This is a genomic window from Pseudomonas sp. B14-6 (genome assembly GCF_013260315.1).
Lineage (GTDB): Bacteria > Pseudomonadota > Gammaproteobacteria > Pseudomonadales > Pseudomonadaceae > Aquipseudomonas > Aquipseudomonas mandelii.
In genome coordinates this window covers 3388404-3408165 of the sequence record NZ_CP053929.1, presented here as the reverse complement: position 1 = coordinate 3408165, position 19762 = coordinate 3388404, and the positions used below count along the sequence as shown (strand labels likewise).

General features: G+C 59.9%; 19 protein-coding genes, 1 tRNA gene and 2 pseudogenes. 10 read left to right on the top strand and 12 right to left on the bottom strand.

All coding sequences use genetic code 11. The features are described from left to right. Positions 1 to 33: 33 nt before the first annotated feature. The gene (locus tag HP062_RS15570; RefSeq protein ID WP_010458344.1) at positions 34 to 438 is read right to left on the bottom strand and encodes a hypothetical protein; all 405 of its coding nucleotides are present in this window, start codon (positions 436 to 438) and stop codon (positions 34 to 36) included. Positions 439 to 580: 142 nt separating this feature from the next. Here HP062_RS15570 and can point away from each other — a divergent pair, with 142 nt between their 5' ends. After that, positions 581 to 1225, top strand: a complete 645-nt coding sequence (gene can, locus HP062_RS15565; protein ID WP_010458342.1) for a carbonate dehydratase — start codon at positions 581 to 583, stop codon at positions 1223 to 1225. 6 nt (positions 1226 to 1231) lie between these two features. Here the strand turns inward: can and HP062_RS15560 are convergent, their stop codons facing one another. From HP062_RS15560 to HP062_RS15545, 4 genes are all read right to left on the bottom strand, one after another. Continuing rightward, entirely contained in the window at positions 1232 to 1756 is a 525-nt protein-coding gene (locus HP062_RS15560; RefSeq protein ID WP_102594945.1) for an SET domain-containing protein-lysine N-methyltransferase, read from the bottom strand. A 177-nt stretch (positions 1757 to 1933) separates the two neighbouring features. Further along, positions 1934 to 3106, bottom strand: a complete 1173-nt coding sequence (locus HP062_RS15555; RefSeq protein WP_077749027.1) for a hypothetical protein — start codon at positions 3104 to 3106, stop codon at positions 1934 to 1936. Between the two features lie 73 nt (positions 3107 to 3179). Continuing rightward, positions 3180 to 4901: a J domain-containing protein gene (locus tag HP062_RS15550; RefSeq protein ID WP_172791647.1), complete on the bottom strand. Its 1722-nt coding sequence runs from the start codon at positions 4899 to 4901 to the stop codon at positions 3180 to 3182. Between the two features lie 11 nt (positions 4902 to 4912). Continuing rightward, a complete protein-coding gene (locus HP062_RS15545) occupies positions 4913 to 6610 on the bottom strand; it encodes a molecular chaperone HscC (protein WP_172791646.1) in 1698 nt (565 codons plus the stop codon). 234 nt (positions 6611 to 6844) lie between these two features. On the opposite strand from HP062_RS15545, the gene HP062_RS15540 reads away from it, so the two are divergent. Together HP062_RS15540 and HP062_RS15535 are read left to right on the top strand one after the other, a co-directional pair. Then, entirely contained in the window at positions 6845 to 7135 is a 291-nt protein-coding gene (locus HP062_RS15540) for a nucleotidyltransferase family protein (protein ID WP_010458330.1), read from the top strand. Next, a complete protein-coding gene (locus HP062_RS15535) occupies positions 7132 to 7476 on the top strand; it encodes a DUF86 domain-containing protein (RefSeq protein WP_010458329.1) in 345 nt (114 codons plus the stop codon). The genes HP062_RS15540 and HP062_RS15535 overlap by 4 nt, the downstream gene beginning before the upstream one ends. Before the next feature lie 35 nt (positions 7477 to 7511). Here the strand turns inward: HP062_RS15535 and HP062_RS15530 are convergent, their stop codons facing one another. Continuing rightward, a complete protein-coding gene (locus HP062_RS15530) occupies positions 7512 to 8930 on the bottom strand; it encodes a short-chain fatty acid transporter (protein ID WP_010458328.1) in 1419 nt (472 codons plus the stop codon). Positions 8931 to 9132: 202 nt separating this feature from the next. On the opposite strand from HP062_RS15530, the gene HP062_RS15525 reads away from it, so the two are divergent. From HP062_RS15525 to HP062_RS15515, 4 genes and pseudogenes are all read left to right on the top strand, one after another. Beyond that, a complete protein-coding gene (locus tag HP062_RS15525; protein ID WP_010458327.1) occupies positions 9133 to 10446 on the top strand; it encodes an MFS transporter in 1314 nt (437 codons plus the stop codon). 80 nt (positions 10447 to 10526) lie between these two features. Further along, positions 10527 to 11303: pseudogene (locus HP062_RS31505) on the top strand (PAS domain-containing protein); the annotation flags it as partial. Beyond that, complete coding sequence (locus tag HP062_RS31500) at positions 11283 to 11891, top strand: methyl-accepting chemotaxis protein (protein WP_372242823.1); 609 nt, start codon at positions 11283 to 11285, stop codon at positions 11889 to 11891. The pseudogene HP062_RS31505 and the gene HP062_RS31500, both read left to right, overlap by 21 nt. 56 nt (positions 11892 to 11947) lie before the next feature. Continuing rightward, positions 11948 to 12547, top strand: coding sequence for a flavin reductase family protein (locus HP062_RS15515; protein WP_172791645.1), 600 nt, complete (start codon positions 11948 to 11950; stop codon positions 12545 to 12547). Positions 12548 to 12559: 12 nt separating this feature from the next. On the opposite strand, the gene HP062_RS15510 is transcribed toward HP062_RS15515, so the two are convergent. Next, on the bottom strand, positions 12560 to 12928 hold the full coding sequence (locus HP062_RS15510) for a cupin domain-containing protein (RefSeq protein ID WP_077749023.1): 369 nt from the start codon (positions 12926 to 12928) through the stop codon (positions 12560 to 12562). A 76-nt stretch (positions 12929 to 13004) separates the two neighbouring features. Next, positions 13005 to 13816: pseudogene (locus HP062_RS15505) on the bottom strand (AraC family transcriptional regulator). 186 nt (positions 13817 to 14002) lie between these two features. Here HP062_RS15505 and ddlA point away from each other — a divergent pair. Both ddlA and HP062_RS15495 read left to right on the top strand, forming a co-directional pair. Further along, positions 14003 to 15097 carry a D-alanine--D-alanine ligase gene (ddlA, locus tag HP062_RS15500; protein ID WP_010458310.1) on the top strand — a complete coding sequence of 365 codons (1095 nt, stop codon included), beginning with the start codon at positions 14003 to 14005 and terminating at the stop codon, positions 15095 to 15097. A gap of 33 nt (positions 15098 to 15130) precedes the next feature. Then, entirely contained in the window at positions 15131 to 15475 is a 345-nt protein-coding gene (locus tag HP062_RS15495) for a gamma-glutamylcyclotransferase family protein (protein WP_010458309.1), read from the top strand. Positions 15476 to 15551: 76 nt separating this feature from the next. Here the strand turns inward: HP062_RS15495 and HP062_RS15490 are convergent, their stop codons facing one another. The 3 genes from HP062_RS15490 to ggt all read right to left on the bottom strand — a co-directional run bounded on the left by HP062_RS15490 (position 15552) and on the right by ggt (position 18308). After that, complete coding sequence (locus tag HP062_RS15490; RefSeq protein ID WP_077749022.1) at positions 15552 to 15923, bottom strand: type II toxin-antitoxin system HigA family antitoxin; 372 nt, start codon at positions 15921 to 15923, stop codon at positions 15552 to 15554. Between the two features lie 3 nt (positions 15924 to 15926). Next, a complete protein-coding gene (locus HP062_RS15485; RefSeq protein ID WP_077749021.1) occupies positions 15927 to 16229 on the bottom strand; it encodes a type II toxin-antitoxin system HigB family toxin in 303 nt (100 codons plus the stop codon). A gap of 246 nt (positions 16230 to 16475) precedes the next feature. Next, a complete protein-coding gene (ggt, locus tag HP062_RS15480) occupies positions 16476 to 18308 on the bottom strand; it encodes a gamma-glutamyltransferase (protein WP_172791644.1) in 1833 nt (610 codons plus the stop codon). A gap of 164 nt (positions 18309 to 18472) precedes the next feature. On the opposite strand from ggt, the gene HP062_RS15475 reads away from it, so the two are divergent. Further along, the gene (locus HP062_RS15475; RefSeq protein ID WP_172791643.1) at positions 18473 to 19582 is read left to right on the top strand and encodes a DUF2817 domain-containing protein; all 1110 of its coding nucleotides are present in this window, start codon (positions 18473 to 18475) and stop codon (positions 19580 to 19582) included. 71 nt (positions 19583 to 19653) lie between these two features. Here the strand turns inward: HP062_RS15475 and HP062_RS15470 are convergent. Beyond that, positions 19654 to 19730 (bottom strand) — tRNA-Met (locus tag HP062_RS15470). Positions 19731 to 19762 lie beyond the last annotated feature (32 nt).

The following is a 19762-nucleotide window of genomic DNA, read 5'->3' as shown; positions in this document are numbered from 1 at the left end:
TGCCCGCGAAGGCGTCCTGACTGACATCTACGATCAACGATTACCGTCCATCGGATCCCGCCGCGCCATCTCCGCCTCATCCAGCCCATTGCCCCCGCCAATATCGTCTTCATCGACAATACTCAAATCCCAATCCGCCTGATTGCCCTCACCGGCCTCATGGGCATCCCGCGCACCGTCTTCACGGATCAACGTTTCCGGGCTCATGTCATCATCTGTAGACTCATGGTCATCGGTCGAGGCCCCCGTCATGCCCGCTTCACGCACACGTTCCCGAGGCATCAGCCGTTCGCGCTCGGTTTCCGGCAGTTCGTCGCCTATTTTCGCGCTGGGTTCTTCCTCGTCGAAATCCAGTTCATGCATCGAACCCATGCGGTCTTCGTTGTCGTCGATGGGCTCGGGCTGCACCGCATCGTACGGACGTCGTGAATCAGTCATGGCAATTCCTCATACTGTGGGCCTTACTAGGGTGGACCCGCTGAACTCCTGAGAATTCCACCCGGCATTACTTGCATCAAGCGCGTGACCCCGACGGGCGGTTGTCTGTCAAACCAGCGCATCATTCTTGAGGCTTTACAGCATGAACGAATTACAAGATCTGATTGATAACAACGAACGCTGGGCCGAGGCGATCAAACAGGAAGATCCGGACTTCTTCTCCAAGCTGGCTCGCCAACAGACGCCGGAATACTTGTGGATTGGCTGTTCCGACGCCCGGGTGCCTGCCAACGAGATCGTCGGCATGCTGCCCGGCGACCTGTTCGTCCACCGCAACGTGGCCAACGTGGTGCTGCACACTGACCTCAACTGCCTGTCGGTGATTCAGTACGCGGTCGACGTGCTCAAGGTCAAACACATCCTCGTCACGGGCCACTACGGCTGCGGCGGTGTGCGCGCTTCGATGCAGGATCGCCAGCTGGGCCTGATCGACGGCTGGCTGCGCTCGATCCGTGATCTCTATTACGAGAAGCGTGAAGAACTGGCCGGGTTGCCGACCGAAGAAGAACGGGTCGACCGTCTCTGCGAGCTCAACGTGATCCAGCAAGTGGCCAACGTCGGCCATACCAGCATTGTGCAAAACGCCTGGCATCGCGGGCAGAACCTGTCGATCCATGGTTGCATCTACGGCATCAAGGATGGCCGGTGGAAAAGCCTGAACACGACCATCAGCGGTTTTGAGCAATTGCCGCCGCAGTACCGACTGCGTCCGGTCGAAACGCTGTAAAACGGTTCAACAGAGACTGCGCCGACGCCAGTGGTGGAAATACAACTGGCCGTCGGCGTTCGGCTGTTCATCGTAGCCGCAGATCCAGCCTCGACACTCCGGGGACCCGCACTGACAGGCGAACTGGCGCAGCAGTTTGTCTTCGGTCGTGGCGTAATCCATCGTCAAGTTGTCGCCTTTATTAATATCCGTCAGTGCCCACAACCACATTTCGCTCATGTCGAGAAAGACATTGGGGTCGCAGGAGTGCCTCAGCAGCCCGCTGAAGTGTGGGTCGTAGACGTGGATACCAGGCGCCAGTTGCCGGGTATGTCGATGGCGATAAGGCACGAGATGCCCCGACACGCGGCAGATTCGGCTGATCTGTGGAAATTCGCGCAGGGCTACGATGGCCGCGGCCAATCCACTCGCGTTGTAGATAATCTCGAAATCGACCCGGGAAGGAAATCCAAGGCCTGGCGGTAGCTCCGGGAATGGATAGAATCCATCGGGAGCTTGCGCCAGGGGCCCGTGCAGGGAATGAGGTTTCATAACGATCCTTGTCGGCAGCGCGTTGCGATTTCCCAACTGACGTCCTGTCAGCCCTGCAACACAGGGGGTTACCTCAAGATCTCGCAAATGAAACGACGGGTCTACTGTCAGAACTGACAGAAGGAAAGTGCGCTTTTGCGCGTAAGCCTTCGCTCACACGCAAACGTGCAAGGGCGTTTACAGCGCAGGCGCCGGAGCCGCAGTCACAGGTGCCGGGGCTTGCAGCTGTTTGAGCTCGGACTGGATCGGCGTCGTCGCGCATTTGGCCACGGCTTGTTCAGGCGTCAGGTTACGGATCGAGGTGTAGAACAGCTCGCAGGTTTTTTCTTTCTGGGTCACTTGCCACGTCTGTGTGCAGCCTTTCAGCTGAGCGGTCGGGTCGGTCCCGGGTTTGCTGCCCATACCGGCCTGCCAGCAGGCGGCGCTCAAATCCTGGCCCATGACTTTCAGGCCCGCGGCATCGGCCTTGGCCTGAGCATCGTCGCCGGTGTAGCTCTCTGGGTTGGCGGCGTACCAGATGTAGCTCGGGTGGTTGGAGCCCAGCACCGGCACCTTCACCCCGGCGCTCGGGCTGATCGTGGCCAGACCCAGCACATTCACGGTCGGCCCGTATTGCTGCTTGATCCAGTTACGCACCGGTGCGCCAAACGCGACCATCGGCAACGTGGCACCGCTGGCGTTCTGGCTGACTTCCTTGACCATGGTGGTCTGGTAGTCCTTGAAGTAGTCGTAGACACCTTCCAGATCCTTGCCTGCACTGGCCGGCGCCGCAATCGGCGCGATATCAATGATGGTCTGGTAACCCGGCGTCTGATCGGCGGGGATACCGTTGTCGGTCAGCAGCGTGGCCCAGCGATCCGTGGTGGCGGAGCGCAGGTAATCCTGGGCCTGTGTCAGGGAGTAATCCGGCGGGAAATGCAGCAGCTCGACGCTCTTGCGGTTTTCCAGGGCCATGCCCAGTGGCAGGAACAGATACCAGCTGTAAGCCCACTTGCCATCAACGTTGAGCTTTTTGGCGCCCGTGTAGGCCAGATCACCGGCATTGAGCAGCGCGGACAACGGTTTTTCGTAACCCTTCGGCACGCCGCTGATGTCGGCGTAGAGCTGACCGTTATCGGTTTTGACCCGCACTTTCGCAGTGCTGTAGCCATCGCGCTGTACGCTTTGGGTCAGGTAGTGCTCGACGGTTTGCTCAAGCGTCCAGTTGCGGAAGCAGACGACGTTGCAGTTGTTGGGGTAGGCGAACAGCCGCGTGACGCGTTCGGTGCTGCCCAGTTTCAGATCGACATTGGCGTGGGCGGCGGCGCTCAGGGTAAGGGCCGCGAGGGTAAGTCCTGTCAGTTTGAACATGCTCAGATCCTTTTCAGCGTGGGCCGCGTTGATCGCGGGCGATAGTTACTTAAGCAGATCGGCCGGCAATCGCTCACCTGAACATCAAATGAGTCAGGTGATATTCCGGGAAATACATCCGACACACGAAGATGACGCCGACCATCACCAGCAAAAACACCAACTGCAACGGACTGAAGTGCGCCCAATGCAGCGCCGTCAGCCAGGGACGCCGAGCGGCCAGTTCAGGGTCGAGCTGACCGATACGGCGTTTGTGCAAGAGACCGATCAGCATGAAACCGACATAAGTCGCCATGCCCGGCCAACCCAACAGAAGCCCGAACAGCAACGTGAGGACGGCTTGCGGAACACCGTGTCGCATCACCAGCCAACGGGTATCCGGGTTCCAGTGGCGGGGGACCAGGCCTTCGGTCAGCCACAGGTCCTGGACAACGACATGCGAGATGATCGGCACCCACCAGCTCATGGCGAAACGGAAGAACCAGACCGGCACGCAGGCGAATGCCAACGAGATAAATATCATTGGGATGCTGATGCTGAAGCCTTTGGATTTGTATTCGGTCGGGAAATAAAACAAAAACAGCGCCAGTGCGATGCCCGCCCAGACACGCACCCAGGTTTCGTCGGCGATGGGGCGCGGCAGGAAACGTCGCCAGTGAAAAACATCGGCGTGGGGCAACCGCAAACGCAATTGCGGATAACGCCACTTGAGGGTTTGCGCAAGGTCATGACAGGCCTGCCATTCGTTCTGGCCAAAGCCGTCGATCATTTTCTTTTGTTGGCCAGGCTGCATCGGATTCATCAGCAAGTGCGCGGCTTGAACGTCAGCGGCCCAGGTCCGGTTGTCTTGGGCCTTGGCCTGCAGGCTTGCGTAGAAGATTTCCTGATTGCAGCGCTCAATCAGTGCCTGCCAGAGCGACATCGGTTCAGGATGAATGCCTTTTTTATCGTCCCAGCCAAACACCTGACCGACGCGATCGAACAGTGGCAGGCTCCATTCGGTGTCGTTGAACAATTGCAGGAGGATCCGCTGCCACTCCTGACGTCGATCGAACACCTGCAGCCAGGGTTGCACGGTGTAACTTTTGAGCTGTGTCAGGAATTCCCGCTCCTTGCCGGCTTCGAGCAACTCCTGCAACGCCTGCCGATAATCCTGCAGCAAGCCGCTGGCGAGAGCGTCTCGCTGCCAATCGGTCATTTCGACGTTTTGCCAGGGCGCGAGCCAATCGAGGTGCTGGACCGCCCAGGCGGCAATCGAATTGCGCAAGCCCGGATGATCGAAGCACAACGCCAGCAATCGCTGCTCAAACGCCTTGGCGCAGTGCTGTTGTTGCGCTTGGGCCCAGCGCTCGGACAGATTCTGCTCGGAGAGTCCGTCGAGCAAGGCGCGCGCCGCGAGTTCGTCCGGCGCTGCAACCGGTTCGTGAAGGGGCTGGGGGTTGGACGGTGCAAGGTTCAGTGAGCGCAGAGGGGGCGGACTTTCAAGGTTCAAGGGCCGAAGTGGAGGCGGATTTTGAAGGCTCAACGGACGCACGCCGAGCACATCGGACCCTGCCTGAAGGTCGGTGTGATTGGGCTTCTCGACAACGTCGACCGTTGCGACTTCATGTTCTTCGGCGGCGTATTCGGCTCGCCATTGCGCAACACCCAGCGCCTCCTCATAGGCTTCACGCAAGCGCTGAAAGCCTTCGGGATCTTCATCGGGCCGGAAGGTTTTCAGCAGCCTTGCATAGCTTCGCTTGAGGGTGCGCGCATCAGCGTCTTCCGGCAGTTCCAGCACAGACCAGCAATCCATGTTGCTGCTCCTCAGTGCCAGAGACCGTTGTCCAGCATGCCCAGTTGCTGGGTCAGTTCACTGCGCGCTTCACGGATCCGCCGTTCATCCTGCGAATCAAGCGCGTGCTGAAACTGTTTGGCCCAATGAGCAATCTGTTCACGCATCTGCCCCAGACTTTCCTGATAGAGACGCTCAAGACGTGCGGTCAACACCGTATTGACCTGCTGATCGCGCGGATGAATCTTCAACAGCGCCAGGCCCTCCAGGCGTTGCTGAATCTCTTCGGGTGTGAGCACGCCGGGGTTGTTTTCGATGACCAGAGAATGCTTGTCGCCCGTCAGGGGGATGACCACCTGGGCTTCGAGCAAACCGTTGTTGTCGTAGGTGAAACGCACGTCGAGGGCGACTTCGCCGGCCTTGCGTTTCGGCACTTTGATGTCCAGTTCGCCCAATGCCACGTTGTCTTTGACCAGACGGCTTTCGCCCTGAAAGATCTTCAGCAGCACGTGCTCTTGGTTATCCTGCAATGTGTACACCGTCTTGACCCGGCTCACCGGCACGATGCTGTTGCGCTCGATGATCGGCAAGTAATGCCCGCTTTCGTACTGCTGGCCGATTTGGGTCGAAGTCTCGATGCCCAATGTGTAAGAACAGACGTCGGTCAGCACCACTTCTTCCAGCGCGGCGGAGCGTGCTTTCAAGGCGGCCTGGATCGCCGCACCGTGGGCCACGACTTCGTCCGGATCGAGACTGATCGAAGGGAAACGCCCAAACAGGCCGGCCGCCAGTTTGCGCACCAGCGGCATGCGCGTCGTACCGCCTACCAGCAGGATTTCGTCGAGATCACTGACCCGAATCCGCGCGTCTCTCAGGGCCCGCTCGATCGGTGTGCGCAGGCGTTCGAGCAGCGGCGTGTAGAGCGTGGCCAATTGCGCTTGGGTGATGGTTTGCGTCCATTGCTGGCCGTCGACCCGCAGGCTGAATTCGGCGCTGCTGTCCTGGCCCAGGGCTTTGCGCACGCGCTCGGCCTCGCGACGCAAAGGCTGGATGATGCTGTTGCGGTCAGGAAAGTTGTCGGTGTTGCGATGGTGCTCAAGGAAATGCTCAAGCAGCACGCTGTCGAAATCTTCACCACCCAGGAAGTTGTCGCCCGCGCTGGCGCGCACTTCCATGACCCCGTCGAAGAGCTCCAGGATCGACACGTCGAAGGTGCCGCCGCCGAGGTCGAACACCAGGAACGAAGTTTCCTTGTCCCGTTGATGCAGCCCATATGCCAGCGCCGCAGCGGTTGGCTCGTTGATCAGTTTTTCAACCTTCAGACCCGCCAGCTCACCGGCAATGCGCGTGGCCTTGCGCTGGGCATCGCTGAAGTAGGCCGGCACGCTGATCACCGCTTCATGCACGGTTTCGCCGAAGGCCCGCTCGACGTCTTCCTTCAGGCTCTTGAGCACCAGCGCCGAAAGCTCCTCGGGACGGAATGACCGGTCTCCCAGACGCACTTCCGTAGCGCTGCCCATGTGCCGCTTGAACAGCGAAGCGGTCTGGCGCGGGTGAGTGTGCAAGCGCTCGCGGGCAGCCTGGCCGACCAGAACCCGGCCCTGATCATCGAGACCCACCACGCTGGGAGTGAGGAACTGGCCGAGTGCATTGGGCACCAACTCGCTGGACTCCCCGCGCCAGACGGCAACGAGGCTGTTGGTGGTTCCCAGGTCAATCCCTACGATCATGGCGATGAACTCCCTTTCCGGCCTGCAAAAAGTTGATACAGATAATATTCGCGCAAGGATATTACCGGAGCAGCGGGGCGGTAAAGGAAAGTAGTGGCACTGAGCTATTATTTGCGGCGGGACGTGGTTTGGTCCGGAAGCGTTGGATGTGACAGAGGGTTACAAGAGGTGCAGTGTCTACCGTTCTCGAGCACTGCTAGACTGGCGCAGTATTGGACTTGGCAAAGGTCACCCATGAAACCTTCTACTGCACTGGATCTAAAACGAGCAGCCGTCCGCGAGGTCGTCGGTCGATTTCGTACGTCCAACCCTCGTGTATTTGGTTCCGCGTTACTCGGGACAGATAAAGAAGGGAGTGACCTTGATTTACTGGTGGACGCTCTCCCAGGGGCCACGCTTTTCGATCTCGGAGGGCTTCAAGTCGAGCTCGAAGATTTGCTGGGGGTCAGTGTTGATCTGCTGACGCCGGGAGATCTTCCGTTGAAGTTTCGTCAGCAGGTACTCGAACAGGCTCGTCCCGTATGACTGTTAACCGTCTCGCAGATTACCTTGACCATATGCGGCAAGCCGCAAGCGATGCGCTGATTTTTGTCGAAGGCTTGAGTAAAGAAGAGTTTTCCGAAGACAAACGTACCCAGCAAGCTGTGATCATGAGCCTCATCATTATTGGTGAAGCAGCCACCAAAGTAATGGATGGCTATGCGGATTTTGCGAGCGAAAATTCACAAGTGCCATGGCGCAGCATGCGAGGTATGCGCAACCGCATTGCTCACGGCTATTTCGATATCAATCTCGAAGTGGTGTGGGATACCGTTCAGACGGCCTTGCCTGAGTTGTTGAAGGTTTTACCCTCCGATCAAATCTGATTGCACCTGCTTTGCACAGGTGCAATCAACTTCGTTTACGGCATCACCGGCGGCGTATACGTCAGCGTCGTCCCCAGCGCCCACAGCAAAAATAGCACCAGCGGCGTGTGCACCAGCAATTGCACGAACGAGAAGCCAATCAAGTCCCGCGCCTTCAACCCGAGCACGCCCAGCAGCGGCAGCATGTAGAACGGGTTGATCAGGTTCGGCAGGGCTTCAGCCGCGTTGTAGATTTGCACGGCCCAACCCAGGTGGTAATTCAGGTCGGTGGCCACCTGCATGACATAAGGCGCTTCGATGATCCATTTGCCGCCGCCGGATGGAATGAAGAAACCGAGAATCGCCGAGTAAACGCCCATCAGCAGCGCATAAGTGTCGTGGGATGCAATGCTGACGAAGAAGGTCGAGATGTGGTGGGCCAGGGTCTGGGCGTCAGTGCCTTTGACCGTGGTCATCAGCGCAGCGATCGAGCCGTAGAGCGGAAACTGGATTAGCACGCCGGTGGTGGTCGGCACCGCTCGCGATACGGCATCGAGGAAGCTGCGCGGGCGCCAGTGCAGCAGCGCGCCGAGCATGATGAACAGGAAGTTGTAAGTGTTCAGGCCCGAGATCGCGCTGATCGCCGGTTTAGTCGAAAACTCGTGGAACAACCACCCTGCGGCCAGCAGCACCAGCAAAATCGTCAGCAACGGGCTGTGCTCCAGCCATTCGCCGGGGCGGGTGCGCGGTTGCAGCGGTGGCAGGTTGAAGCTCGGGTCGATGCCGCAGGCTTCGGCGTCGCGGGCTGTTTTCGGCCCCGGCGCGGTGGCGTAGGCGATGATCAGCGAAATCACGATCAGTGCCAGCAGCATGACGCCGGACTGCCAGAGAAAAATGGTCTGGGTGAACGGAATGACGCCGGTGATCGACAGAATCGAGGGTGGCAGGCTGGCCGGGTTGGCCTGTAATTGCGCGGCGGACGACGACAGGCCCAAGGCCCACACGGCGCCAAGGCCCAGATACGCGGCAGCACCGGCGGCGCGGTAATCCATTTTCAGGTCGGTGCGGCGAGCGAGGGCGCGCACCAGCAGACCGCCGAACACCAGCGACAGGCCCCAGTTCAGCAGCGACGCCACCATGGAAATCAACGCGACCCAGGCCACGGCCGAGCGGCCGTTTTTCGGGATCCGGGCCAGGCGGTCGATGAGTTTTACTGCGGGCGGGGAGCTGGCGACCACATAACCGCCGATGACCACGAACGCCATCTGCATGGTGAACGGGATCAGGCTCCAGAACCCATCACCGAAAGCCATGGCCGCGTCAGTGGGTTTGGCGCCCATGAACAGGGTCGCCACGGCCACGATGATCACCGCCAGCGCGGCAAACACCCACGAGTCGGGGAACCAGCGTTCGGCAAAACTTGAACAGCGCAGGGCAAAGCGGGCGGAGCGGGTATCTTCGATATCAGCGGCCACGGGAGTACCTCGAATTTTTATGTTTATTGTGGTCTTTGGGGCGGGAAAGGCCCGTCTGGACAGGTGCCAACAGTAATTCAATCGGTCATTTTTTTGTGACGAAGATTAACCCGTCTGAGACTTTGGTCTAACGGGTTGTCGGTGGACGCGTTTGCGTAGACCATGGGCGCCTTGTTTTTTTGCCCGTGCCAGAGTTCTTTTCATGACTGCCAATACCGATTCGCGCCCGACGCCGTTCAGCCGCTCGGACTACAAGACCCTTGGCCTGGCGGCCCTTGGCGGCGCCCTGGAAATCTACGATTTCATCATTTTCGTCTTTTTCGCGCTGACCCTCAGCCAGCTGTTTTTCCCACCGGAAATGCCCGAGTGGCTGCGCTTGCTGCAAAGCTTCGGGATTTTCGTGACGGGTTATCTGGCGCGCCCATTGGGCGGCATTCTGATGGCGCATTTCGCCGACCGGCTGGGGCGCAAGAAGGTCTTCAGCCTGAGCATCCTGATGATGGCGCTGCCGTGCCTGCTGATCGGCATCATGCCGACCTACGCCCAGATCGGCTATTTCGCACCGCTGCTGCTGTTGGTCCTGCGGGTCCTGCAGGGCGCTGCGGTCGGCGGTGAAGTGCCGAGCGCCTGGGTGTTCGTCGCCGAGCACGCGCCGGCCGGGCATCGCGGTTATGCCCTGGGCTTCTTGCAAGCCGGGCTGACCTTTGGCTACCTGATCGGCGCCCTGACCGCGACCTTTCTGGCGCAGGCGTTCACCCCGACGGAAATCCTCGATTACGCCTGGCGTTACCCGTTCCTGCTGGGCGGCGTGTTTGGGGTGATTGGCGTCTGGCTACGCCGCTGGCTCAGCGAAACCCCGGTGTTCATGGCCATGCAGGCCAAGCGCGAGGCCGCTGTCGAACTGCCGCTACGCACGGTCTTGCGCGAACATCGCCTGGCGATATTGCCAGCGATGCTCCTCACCTGCGTACTGACGTCGGCGGTGGTGGTGTTCGTGGTCATCACCCCGACCATGATGCAGAAAACCTTCGGCATGACCGCCAGCCACACGTTCGCCTTGAGTGCCTTGGGCATTGTGTTCCTGAACATCGGCTGTGTACTCGCCGGGCTGCTCGTCGATCGCATCGGCGCCTGGCGCACGGTCATGCTCTATAGCCTGCTGCTGCCGCTGGGCATCGGCGTGCTTTATACGTGCCTGATCACCGGGGGCCAATGGATCGGCTTGGCCTACGCGATTGCCGGACTCGGTTGCGGGGTCGTCGGCGCGGTGCCGTCGGTGATGATCAGCCTGTTTCCCGCGCGAATTCGCGTCTCGGGGATTTCCTTCACCTACAACATTGCCTACGCAGCGTGGGCGAGTGTCACACCGTTGTTGCTGATCGGTCTGATGCCGTGGAGTCCGTGGATTTGCGTGATCTTCAGTGCGGTGATGGGCGCGGTGGGCGTGAGCAGCGCTGCTTATTTCGGCACACGGATGCCCCGGGTTGAGCATTGCCCGGCCGCTGGCACGGCATGAACGCAAGGTCACGCAGGCGTGCCGCAACTATTTTTGTAGGACAACCCTGAAACGCTCTTCAGAAAATATCCGCAAGGCCGATGGCTAGGCTGCATGCCGCTTTCCATTCCTGTCCATCGGTGCTTTCCATGTTCAACAAACGCTTGAAGCAGGAGCTGTCGGCTCTTCGCGAAGAACTCTCCAGCCTTCAGCAAGTGAAGGACAGTCTGGAAAGCGAGATGCTGGTCCTGACCCTGGATCCTGATGGACGGATTCAATTGGTCAACCAGAACTTCCTCGGCGAGATGCTCTACAAAAGCAGCGACCTGATCGGCCGGCACATTGAAGACATCGTCCCGCCCCATGTGAAATCGGACGAATTCCACCTCCGCTTCAAGGCTGCGCTGACCCGCCGTGAGCACTTTGCCGGCGCCGTGCGTTTGCTGCGGGGCAATGGCAAGGAAGCCTGGTTGCGTTCGATTGTGCAGCCCGTGTTGTCCTCGGAGGGGCGGATCAAGCACTTCTCGATTTATTCCAGCGACCTGACCCGCACCATCGAGGCGTCCCGCGAGCATGAGAACCTGATCGGCGCGCTGGTGCGTTCGACGGCGGTCATCGAGTTCGATCTCAATGGCAACGTGTTGGCGGCCAACGAGCGGTTCCTCAGCGGCATGGGTTACAGCCTGGCGCAAATCAAGGGCAAACATCACCGTACTTTCTGCGAGCCTGAAGAGTACAACAGCGCGGAATACCAGAACTTCTGGCGCCGCCTGAACGCCGGCGAATTCGTGGCAGGCCGCTTCAAGCGTGTGGACAACCACGGTCGTGTGGTCTGGCTGGAGGCGTCCTACAACCCGGTGGTGGATGCCAACAACACGCTCTACAAAGTGGTGAAATTCGCCACGGTGATTACCGATCAGGTCAATCAGGAGCAGGCGGTCGCCGAAGCGGCCAACATCGCCTACAGCACCTCCCAGCAAACCGATCAAAGCGCTCAGCGTGGAACCGCCGTGGTGACTCAGGCGGTGGACGTAATGCGTGACCTGGCCCGGCACATGCAAACCGCCGGCGAAGGCATCGAAGCGTTGAACGAGCAGTCGCTGGTGATTGGCACCATCGTCAAAACCATCAGCGGCATTGCCGAACAGACCAACCTGCTGGCGCTTAACGCGGCCATCGAAGCGGCGCGCGCCGGTGAACAGGGGCGAGGTTTTGCGGTGGTGGCGGATGAAGTCCGGCAGTTGGCGTCCCGTACCAGCCAGGCCACCGATGAAATCGTTGGCGTGGTACGCCAGAACCAGGACATGGCGCGCAATGCCGTGGCCCTGATGACCGACGGCAAACTTCAGGCTGAACAAGGCCTGGCGCTGGCGGCGGAAGCGGGCACGGTGATCGTCGAGATTCAGGACGGCGCGCAGAAAGTGGTGAACGCGGTCGGGCAGTTTGCCAATCAACTGGCGACTTGATACCTGACCTCCTGGTGGAAATCGCTACAATCGGCGTTTTCCCAGGAGCAGCCCTCATGAGCGTTTCTCACCGCCGTCCGGTTCCCTTGTCCAAGGCTTATCGCTTGCTCAATCACGGGCCGACCGTGCTGGTCAGCGCGGCGCATGAAGGCCAGCGCAATATCATGGCCGCGGCCTGGGCCATGCCTTTGGACTTCGAACCGCCGAAAATCGCCTTGGTGCTGGACAAGTCCACCTGGACCCGCCAACTGTTGGAAGCGTCGGGCACCTTCGTGCTGAACGTTCCCTGCGCCGCCCAGGCCGACATCGCCCAGACTGTGGGCTCGACGTCGGGCCTGGAGCTGACTCAGGGCCAGGGCCTGGACAAGTTTCAGGTCTACGGCCTGCAGACGTTCAGTGGCGAGCTGATCGATGCGCCGATGCTTGAAGGTTGCGTCGCCTGGCTGGAGTGCCGACTGCTGCCGGAGCCCAACAACCATCAGCAATACGACCTGTTCCTGGCCGAGGTGATTGCCGCCCAGGCCGATGAACGCGTGTTCAGTGAAGGCCGTTGGCACTTCGCGGGACACGATGCGCTACGCACCCTGCATCATGTGGCGGGCGGGCATTTCCTGACGATCGGCGAGCCGGTGGACGGCAAGACTCTGCAGCCGTAAACCGGCTGCCTTTTACACCCAGACGTCATTCTGCGCCGTGCGTTCGCCGCCTTCGCTGCCTGTATTCAGCACACCCTTGGGCTCGATCAGCAGCAGTTTCACTTCTTGCGCGGCAGAGGGTTTGTGCTCGACACCCTTCGGCACCACATACATTTCGCCCGCGTTCAGCAGGACGTGGCCATCGCGAAAGTCGATGCGCAGCTGCCCCTCGAGCACGATGAAGGTCTCGTCGGTGTCCAGGTGATCGTGCCAGATGAAATCCCCCAGCAGTTTCACCACTTTGAACTGGTAGTCGTTCATCTCGGCGATGACCCGAGGGCTCCAGTGCGAGTCGATCCGGGCGATTTTTTCAGCGAAGTTCAGGCTTTGGTAGGCGTTCATGAAGAAAGCTCTCGTGGTTGATCGTGAAGCCACGATAGTCAGCACGGCAGCGGGCTTCTTGTACGATTGTGCGCGCTCAGCGGCGGTGCATTTTCATCCAGCGGGCCGGTGACAGGCCGTATGCCTTGCTGAATTGCCGGGTCATGTGGCTCTGGTCGGTGAAACCGGCGATCAGTGCGGCACTGACCAGAGACTGGCCCTGGATCAGCAGGGCGCGGACTAGGTCCAGGCGACGCATGGTCAGGTATCGATAAGGGCTGGTGCCAAACAACAGGCGGAAATCCCTCGATAGACTCCAGCGATCCCGACCGCTGTGCTGCGCCAGTTCCTCCAGTGTCACCGTGCGATCCGGAGCGCTGTGGATGAACTCCCGCGCGCGCTCCGCCGCCACGTAGTCGAAGCGCTGGCGTTTACCGGGCGCGCCGGAGACAGTGCTCAATGCCTGCGCCAGATCGAACAGCGCGTCCTGCTCTTCCAATGGATCGAGGGGGCAATCCAGGCTTCGCAGCAGCACGTCGGTGGCGGCGAACAGGCGTGGGTCGGTCGACAATCCGGTCTTGATGAACGGCAGCGGTTGCCCGCCGAGTATCTGCTGGATCAGCGCCGGCTCGATGTACATCATCCGGTACTTGAAGCCGGCCTCGGTGCCAGCCTCGCCATCGTGGACTTCGTCCGGGTGCAGCACCAGGGTCCCGCCGGGCAGACTGTGGCGCCAGCCGCCGCGGTATTGAAAACTCTGCACGCCGGCCAGGGTCCGGCCGATTGCGTAGGTGTCATGGCGGTGAAGGTCGTAGCCGTGGCCGGCAAAAAAAATGCCTCGAAACGCTGAACCCCGCCCACGTCGGGGGCGCGATGGAACCAGTCGATGGGAGGCGTGTGCTTGGCCATGGTGTCGTTGTCTTGAGCGCAATGTCGATCACGGTAACCCAGGGACCGGCCACCTGTCTGCTGGCCGATAAAACCCATGGGGCTGGTAGAAAACCGCATACAAATGTAGCAAGGTATCGAGCATTCTCTGCACCCTGTAAGCCATCGAGGCGCGGGTGCGTTTGATCGTTCGTCGAGGTGTCTGGTATGAGCAAACTGCGGGTAGGGATTATTTTTGGTGGTCGTTCGGCGGAGCACGAAGTGTCGCTGCAATCGGCGAAAAACATCGTCGATGCGCTGGATCGGTCGCGCTTCGAACCGGTGCTGATCGGTATCGACAAGCAAGGCCATTGGCACCTCAATGATCCATCGAACTTCCTGCTCAACCAGGAAAATCCGGCCCTGATCGCCCTCAACCAGTCCAACCGGGAACTGGCCGTGGTGCCGGGCAAGGCCAGCCAGCAATTGGTCGAAACCTCGAGTCAGGAAATGCTGGGCCACGTCGATGTGATCTTCCCGATCGTGCACGGCACGCTGGGTGAAGACGGTTGCCTGCAAGGCCTGTTGCGCATGGCGGATTTACCCTTTGTCGGCTCCGATGTGCTCGGCTCGGCGGTGTGCATGGACAAGGACATCAGCAAGCGGCTGTTGCGTGATGCCGGGATTGCAGTCACGCCCTTCGTGACCCTGACTCGTGCCAGCGCCGCGCGCACCGGGTTCGCCGAGGTCCAGGCCAAACTCGGTCTGCCGCTGTTCGTGAAGCCGGCGAACCAGGGGTCGTCCGTGGGCGTCAGCAAGGTCAGTGACGAAGCCGAGTACACGGCGGCAGTGGAACTGGCCCTGGGTTTCGATGAAAAAGTATTGATCGAATCCGCCGTCAACGGTCGCGAGATCGAGTGCGCGGTGCTGGGCAACGAGGATGCCATCGCCAGCGGTTGTGGCGAGATCGTGGTGCGCAGCGGCTTCTATTCCTACGACAGCAAATACATCGACGCTCAAGCGGCAGAGGTCGTGGTGCCGGCCAACATCAGCAGCGAGGCCAGTGAGCGCATCCGCGCCTTGGCTGTCGAGGCGTTTCAGGTGCTGGGCTGTTCCGGGCTGGCGCGGGTCGATGTGTTCCTGACCGACAGCGGCGAAGTGCTGATCAACGAAATCAACTCACTGCCCGGCTTCACCCGAATCAGCATGTACCCCAAGCTCTGGCAAGCCACCGGCATGACTTACAGCGAGCTGGTCAGCCGCTTGATCGATCTGGCGCTGGAGAAGCACAAGGCACGGCAAGCGCTGAAGATCACCCGATAAGCTACTCGGGACTATTCAAACAAGGATTTATGGATGAGCGATAAAACGGAGTACCTGTTTTCCTACGGCACCTTGCAGGACAAAGTCGTGCAACTGGCCAACTTCGGGCGCGAGCTCAGCGGCAGTGCCGATGCGATGCTGGGGTACGAGCAGTCCTGGGTCGAAATCACCGACCCAGAGGTGTTGGCCACCAGCGGCAAGACTCACCATCCGATTCTTCGTCCGGGAAGCGATAGCAGCGTCCCGATTCCCGGCATGGTGTTCCAGATCACACCCGAGGAACTAGCCGCCGCCGACAGTTATGAGGTATCGGATTACAAGCGTGTCAGCGTAGTCCTTCAATCCGGGATTGAAGCGTGGGTGTACGTGAGCGTGTAGTGTGCCTGCGTGATATCCGATGAGCCGGGGAGGGGAGATTTTCAGCGTCGGCCAGTACGCTTCGACCGACGTTTGATCAAGCTTGTTTCATAGGTTTAATCAGGCTCTCTGCTGGTATTCCGAACAGATCATGTAGTTTCCATATCATCGGGAGCGTCAACGCACGCTTGCCATTAAGCACTTCGTAAACCCGGTTTGTCCGGCCAATGGCAGGCGCAAGGTCCGCTGCGGACAGACCTGATTGTTCCATGCGAAATTTTATCGCATCGATTGGATTGGGCAGATCAACTGGAAACTGCTTCGATTCATAAGCTTCGATCAGTGTGATCATGATGTCGAAATAATCCCCTTCAGGCGTGCCAGGCTCTGGCTCATTGTCGAAAAGGGCAGATACAGTCTTGAGGGCTGCGCGGTAGTCCTCGTCGGTGTGAATCGGACGAATGTTCATTGGTTACTCCATCTCGACGGTATCGGCGTCGATTGCGTCGTACTGCTTGTGAGTGCCGACAAATTTTATGTAAACGGCGCCGAAGCGATAAGCCACAGCGACTACCAGCCGAAAGTCATTACCCTTGATGTTGAACACGACTCTACGGCTCTTGAGAATGCTGGCGGTAGCAAAGTGCGCTTTTATGTTCGCAGGTGTTTTCCACTCGGCATTTCTTGCCTCGTCAATCCAAGCTAGTAAGGATTGTTCTGCGTCCGGGTAGCGCTCCCAAAAACTTTTAAGCTGACTAATGGCGATAATTCTCATGGCGTGATCCTAGTCCCGTGATGGGACTGATGCAAGTCTGTGGAGGTGTGGCCGATGGGAGGTGCGGATTCGACTTTGTACCTAGGTGCTTCGGGTGGCTGAACTGATGCGAAAAATGATCTTTGAACTCTATCGAAGAAGCAGTGGTGTGCAGGTAGGAAAAGTCGGCGCGAGGTAGCCGAACAGGACTCATTACATACAAAAAAGGCCTACCTCCCGGTAAGCCTTTTCCACCCTCTGTAGGAATCAATCCCCCAACGCAGCCCCCTCACGACGAGGATCGGCCCCGCCCGCCAACGAAGCCTTCCCCTGCGCATCCTTCACCCGAACAATCGCCTGGGTGCCGCTGGTCATGTCGATCTCGCTCACGCTGTGCCCTTTGTCCTTCAGCGCCTGAATCAACCCGGCGCTGAACTGACCCTCTTCCAGTTCCGTCGGGCCGTTGCGGCTGCCGAAGTTGGGCAGGCTGATGGCGGCTTGCGGGTCGAGGTTCCAGTCGAGCAGGCCGATGGTGGATTTGGCGACGTATTCGATGATTTGCGAACCGCCCGGCGAGCCGATGGTGGCGAGGAATTCGCCGCTCTGACGGTCGAAAATCAGCGTCGGTGCCATGGACGAGCGGGGGCGTTTGCCGGGTTCGACGCGGTTGGCGACTTTCTGCCCGTTTTCTTCGGGTATGAACGAGAAGTCGGTCATCTGATTGTTGAGCAGAAAACCCTGAACCATCACGTGCGAGCCAAACGCGGATTCGACGGTGGTGGTCATGGACACCGCGCCACCTTCGTCATCGACCGCGACCACTTGCGAGGTCGAGATGCGCAGCGGTGAACGGTCCGGTGCGTAGGCGATCTTGATGCCCGGCGGGGTGCCGGGTTTGGCCGTGCCCATGCTGCGGTCACCGATCAGGGCGGCGCGGCTGGCCAGGTAGCTCGGGTCCACCAGGCCTTTGACAGGGACGGGCACGAAGTCGGCGTCGGCCAGATAGAGCGCGCGGTCGGCGTAGGCCAGGCGCTCGGCTTCGGCAATCAGGTGCACGGCTTCTGGTGTCGGCTCGGTGCCGGCGGGTTTGTCGGTCTTGACCGGTTTCATTGAGGCCAAGGCAAAACGCTGGTCGCGTACTTCCAGCGCCTGGAGTGTGCCGAGGATCTGCGCCACGGCGATCCCGCCCGACGACGGCGGCGGCATGCCGCAGACCTGCCAGCGTTTGTAGTCGGTGCATAGAGGCGCGCGTTCCTTGGCCGTATAGCCTTGGAGATCGTTCAGCGACAGACTGCCAGGGTTGGCGTGGCCCTGAACCTTGGCGACGATTTCTTGCGCAACCGGCCCTTTGTACAACGCATCGGGACCTTCTGTGGCGATGCGTTTGAGCACGGCGGCCAGTGCCGGGTTTTTCAGCTGAGTGCCGGCGGCTTTCGGGCTGCCATCGGCATTCAGGAAGTACGCCATCATGTCAGGCGAGCGACGCATGGAGGAATCTGAAGCGATCAGCTGATGCAAGCGCGGCGAGATGGCGAAACCTTGCTCCGCGAGTCGGATGGCCGGTTCGAACAGTTGCGCCCATGGCAGACGACCGTGTTTCTGATGTGCCAGCTCAAGCGCTCGTAACACACCGGGCGTGCCCACTGAGCGACCCCCAATCTGCGCCTGGGTGAAGGCCATCGGTTTGCCGTCGGCTTGTAGGAAAAGCTTCTCCGTGGCGCCGGCCGGTGCGGTTTCGCGACCGTCGTAAGTGCGCACGTTCTTGCCATCCCACAACACAATGAACGCGCCGCCGCCGATGCCCGAGGATTGAGGCTCCACCAGCGTCAACACCGCTTGCATGGCAATCGCGGCATCCACCGCCGAGCCGCCCTGACGCAGCATCTCGCGCCCGGCCTCGGCCGCCAGAGGGTTGGCTGCCGCCGCCATGTGTTTCGAGGCGTGCCGGGTTTGCAGGTCGGTGCGATAACCCGAGGCGACTTCCGGCGCGATCGGCAATGTCGACGTGGGCGGGGCGTTGCACGCTGCAAGGGTCAGCGCGGTGGCGATCAGCGAAAAGGCTGACAGGCGATAGCGGCTCAAGCGGAAGGCTGAGAACACGTTGGGCACTCCGTCCGTGGGAAAAGATCAGGGGACTTTATCGGCCGACAGGGCGTGGTGCAAACCACGGATGAGAGCCAAGACGCTTTTACCCTTCATGAGTTGACGGATTTTCTGTAGGGTCGAGGGCATCAGACGGGGCAGAAAATCAACATGAGGCAGCCATGCAGACCGAGTTTCCCACCCAGCCGAGTTATCGCACTCAGCGTGAGCAATTCCTCGCCGCAGCGACCGCGGCCGGAGCGACGTTGACTGAATATCCGCATCCCCTCAAAGGACCTTTCGGTGAACCCTTGAGCACCGATGTGGCGGTGTTGGGTGATCCAGGTGCCAAGCGATTGCTGATTGCGTTGAGCGGCACCCATGGGGTGGAAGGTTTCTATGGCTCGGGATGCCAGATCAAGTGGATGCAGGAGTTGGGCAAGCGTTCACTGCCGGCGGATGTCGCGGTGGTGATGATCCACCTGATTAATCCCTGGGGCACCGCATGGCTGCGTCGGGTCAACGAAGACAACATCGATCTGAACCGCAATCACCTGAACTTCGAACGTCCGCTGCCGGACAATCAGGCTTACGCAACGCTGCATGACATCTATGCGTTCACTGAGTTGCGGGGGCCCGAACGTGAGCGCGCCGACGCCTTGCTCGACGGACAGATTCGCGAACACGGCTGGCCAGCGGTGATGTCAATCGTCGAGGGCGGCCAGCACAGTCATCCCGATGGGCTGTTTTATGGCGGCCTGGCGCCGAGCTGGTCGAACCGCACGCTGCACGAAATCCTGCAAACGCATGTTGCCCACGCCGAGGTCGCGATGTGTTTCGATTTGCACACTGGCGCTGGCGAGTACGGTCATCCGATGTTGCTGACCATCACCGAGGCGGCTTATCCGGCGCTACCCGATGCGCAGGCCATTTATGGTCCCTGGCTCTACACGTTGCTGACCGGTGCCGACACCTTGAGTGAAACCGGCGTGGCGGCCACCGCGACGGGCTACACCTCGCAGGCACTGATCAATGCGCTGCCGCAGGTCAAACTGATGCCGTTCGTGATCGAGTGCGGGACGTATCCGGGGCCGGACGTTCATCGTCATTTGCGCGATGACCACTGGCTGCATCTGCACGGTAATCCAAGTAATGCGGTGGGGCGCGAGATCAAACTGAATCTGCTGGAGCAGTTCTATCCCGCCGACAGCGACTGGCAGGCGATGGTCTGGCTGCGGACGTGGCAGATTTGGGAGCGCGCGTTATCGGCGTTGCCGACGGTTCGTTCTTGAAGTGCTGTTCGGGGCACTTTTCGCGAGGCATAAAAAAACGGCCTACCTTTCGGTAAGCCGTTTTTAGTACTTGGTGGCTACACAGGGACTTGAACCCCGGACCCCAGCATTATGAATGCTATGCTCTAACCAACTGAGCTATGTAGCCAAGTGGCGCGCATTATTCACCGGTAATGCAGA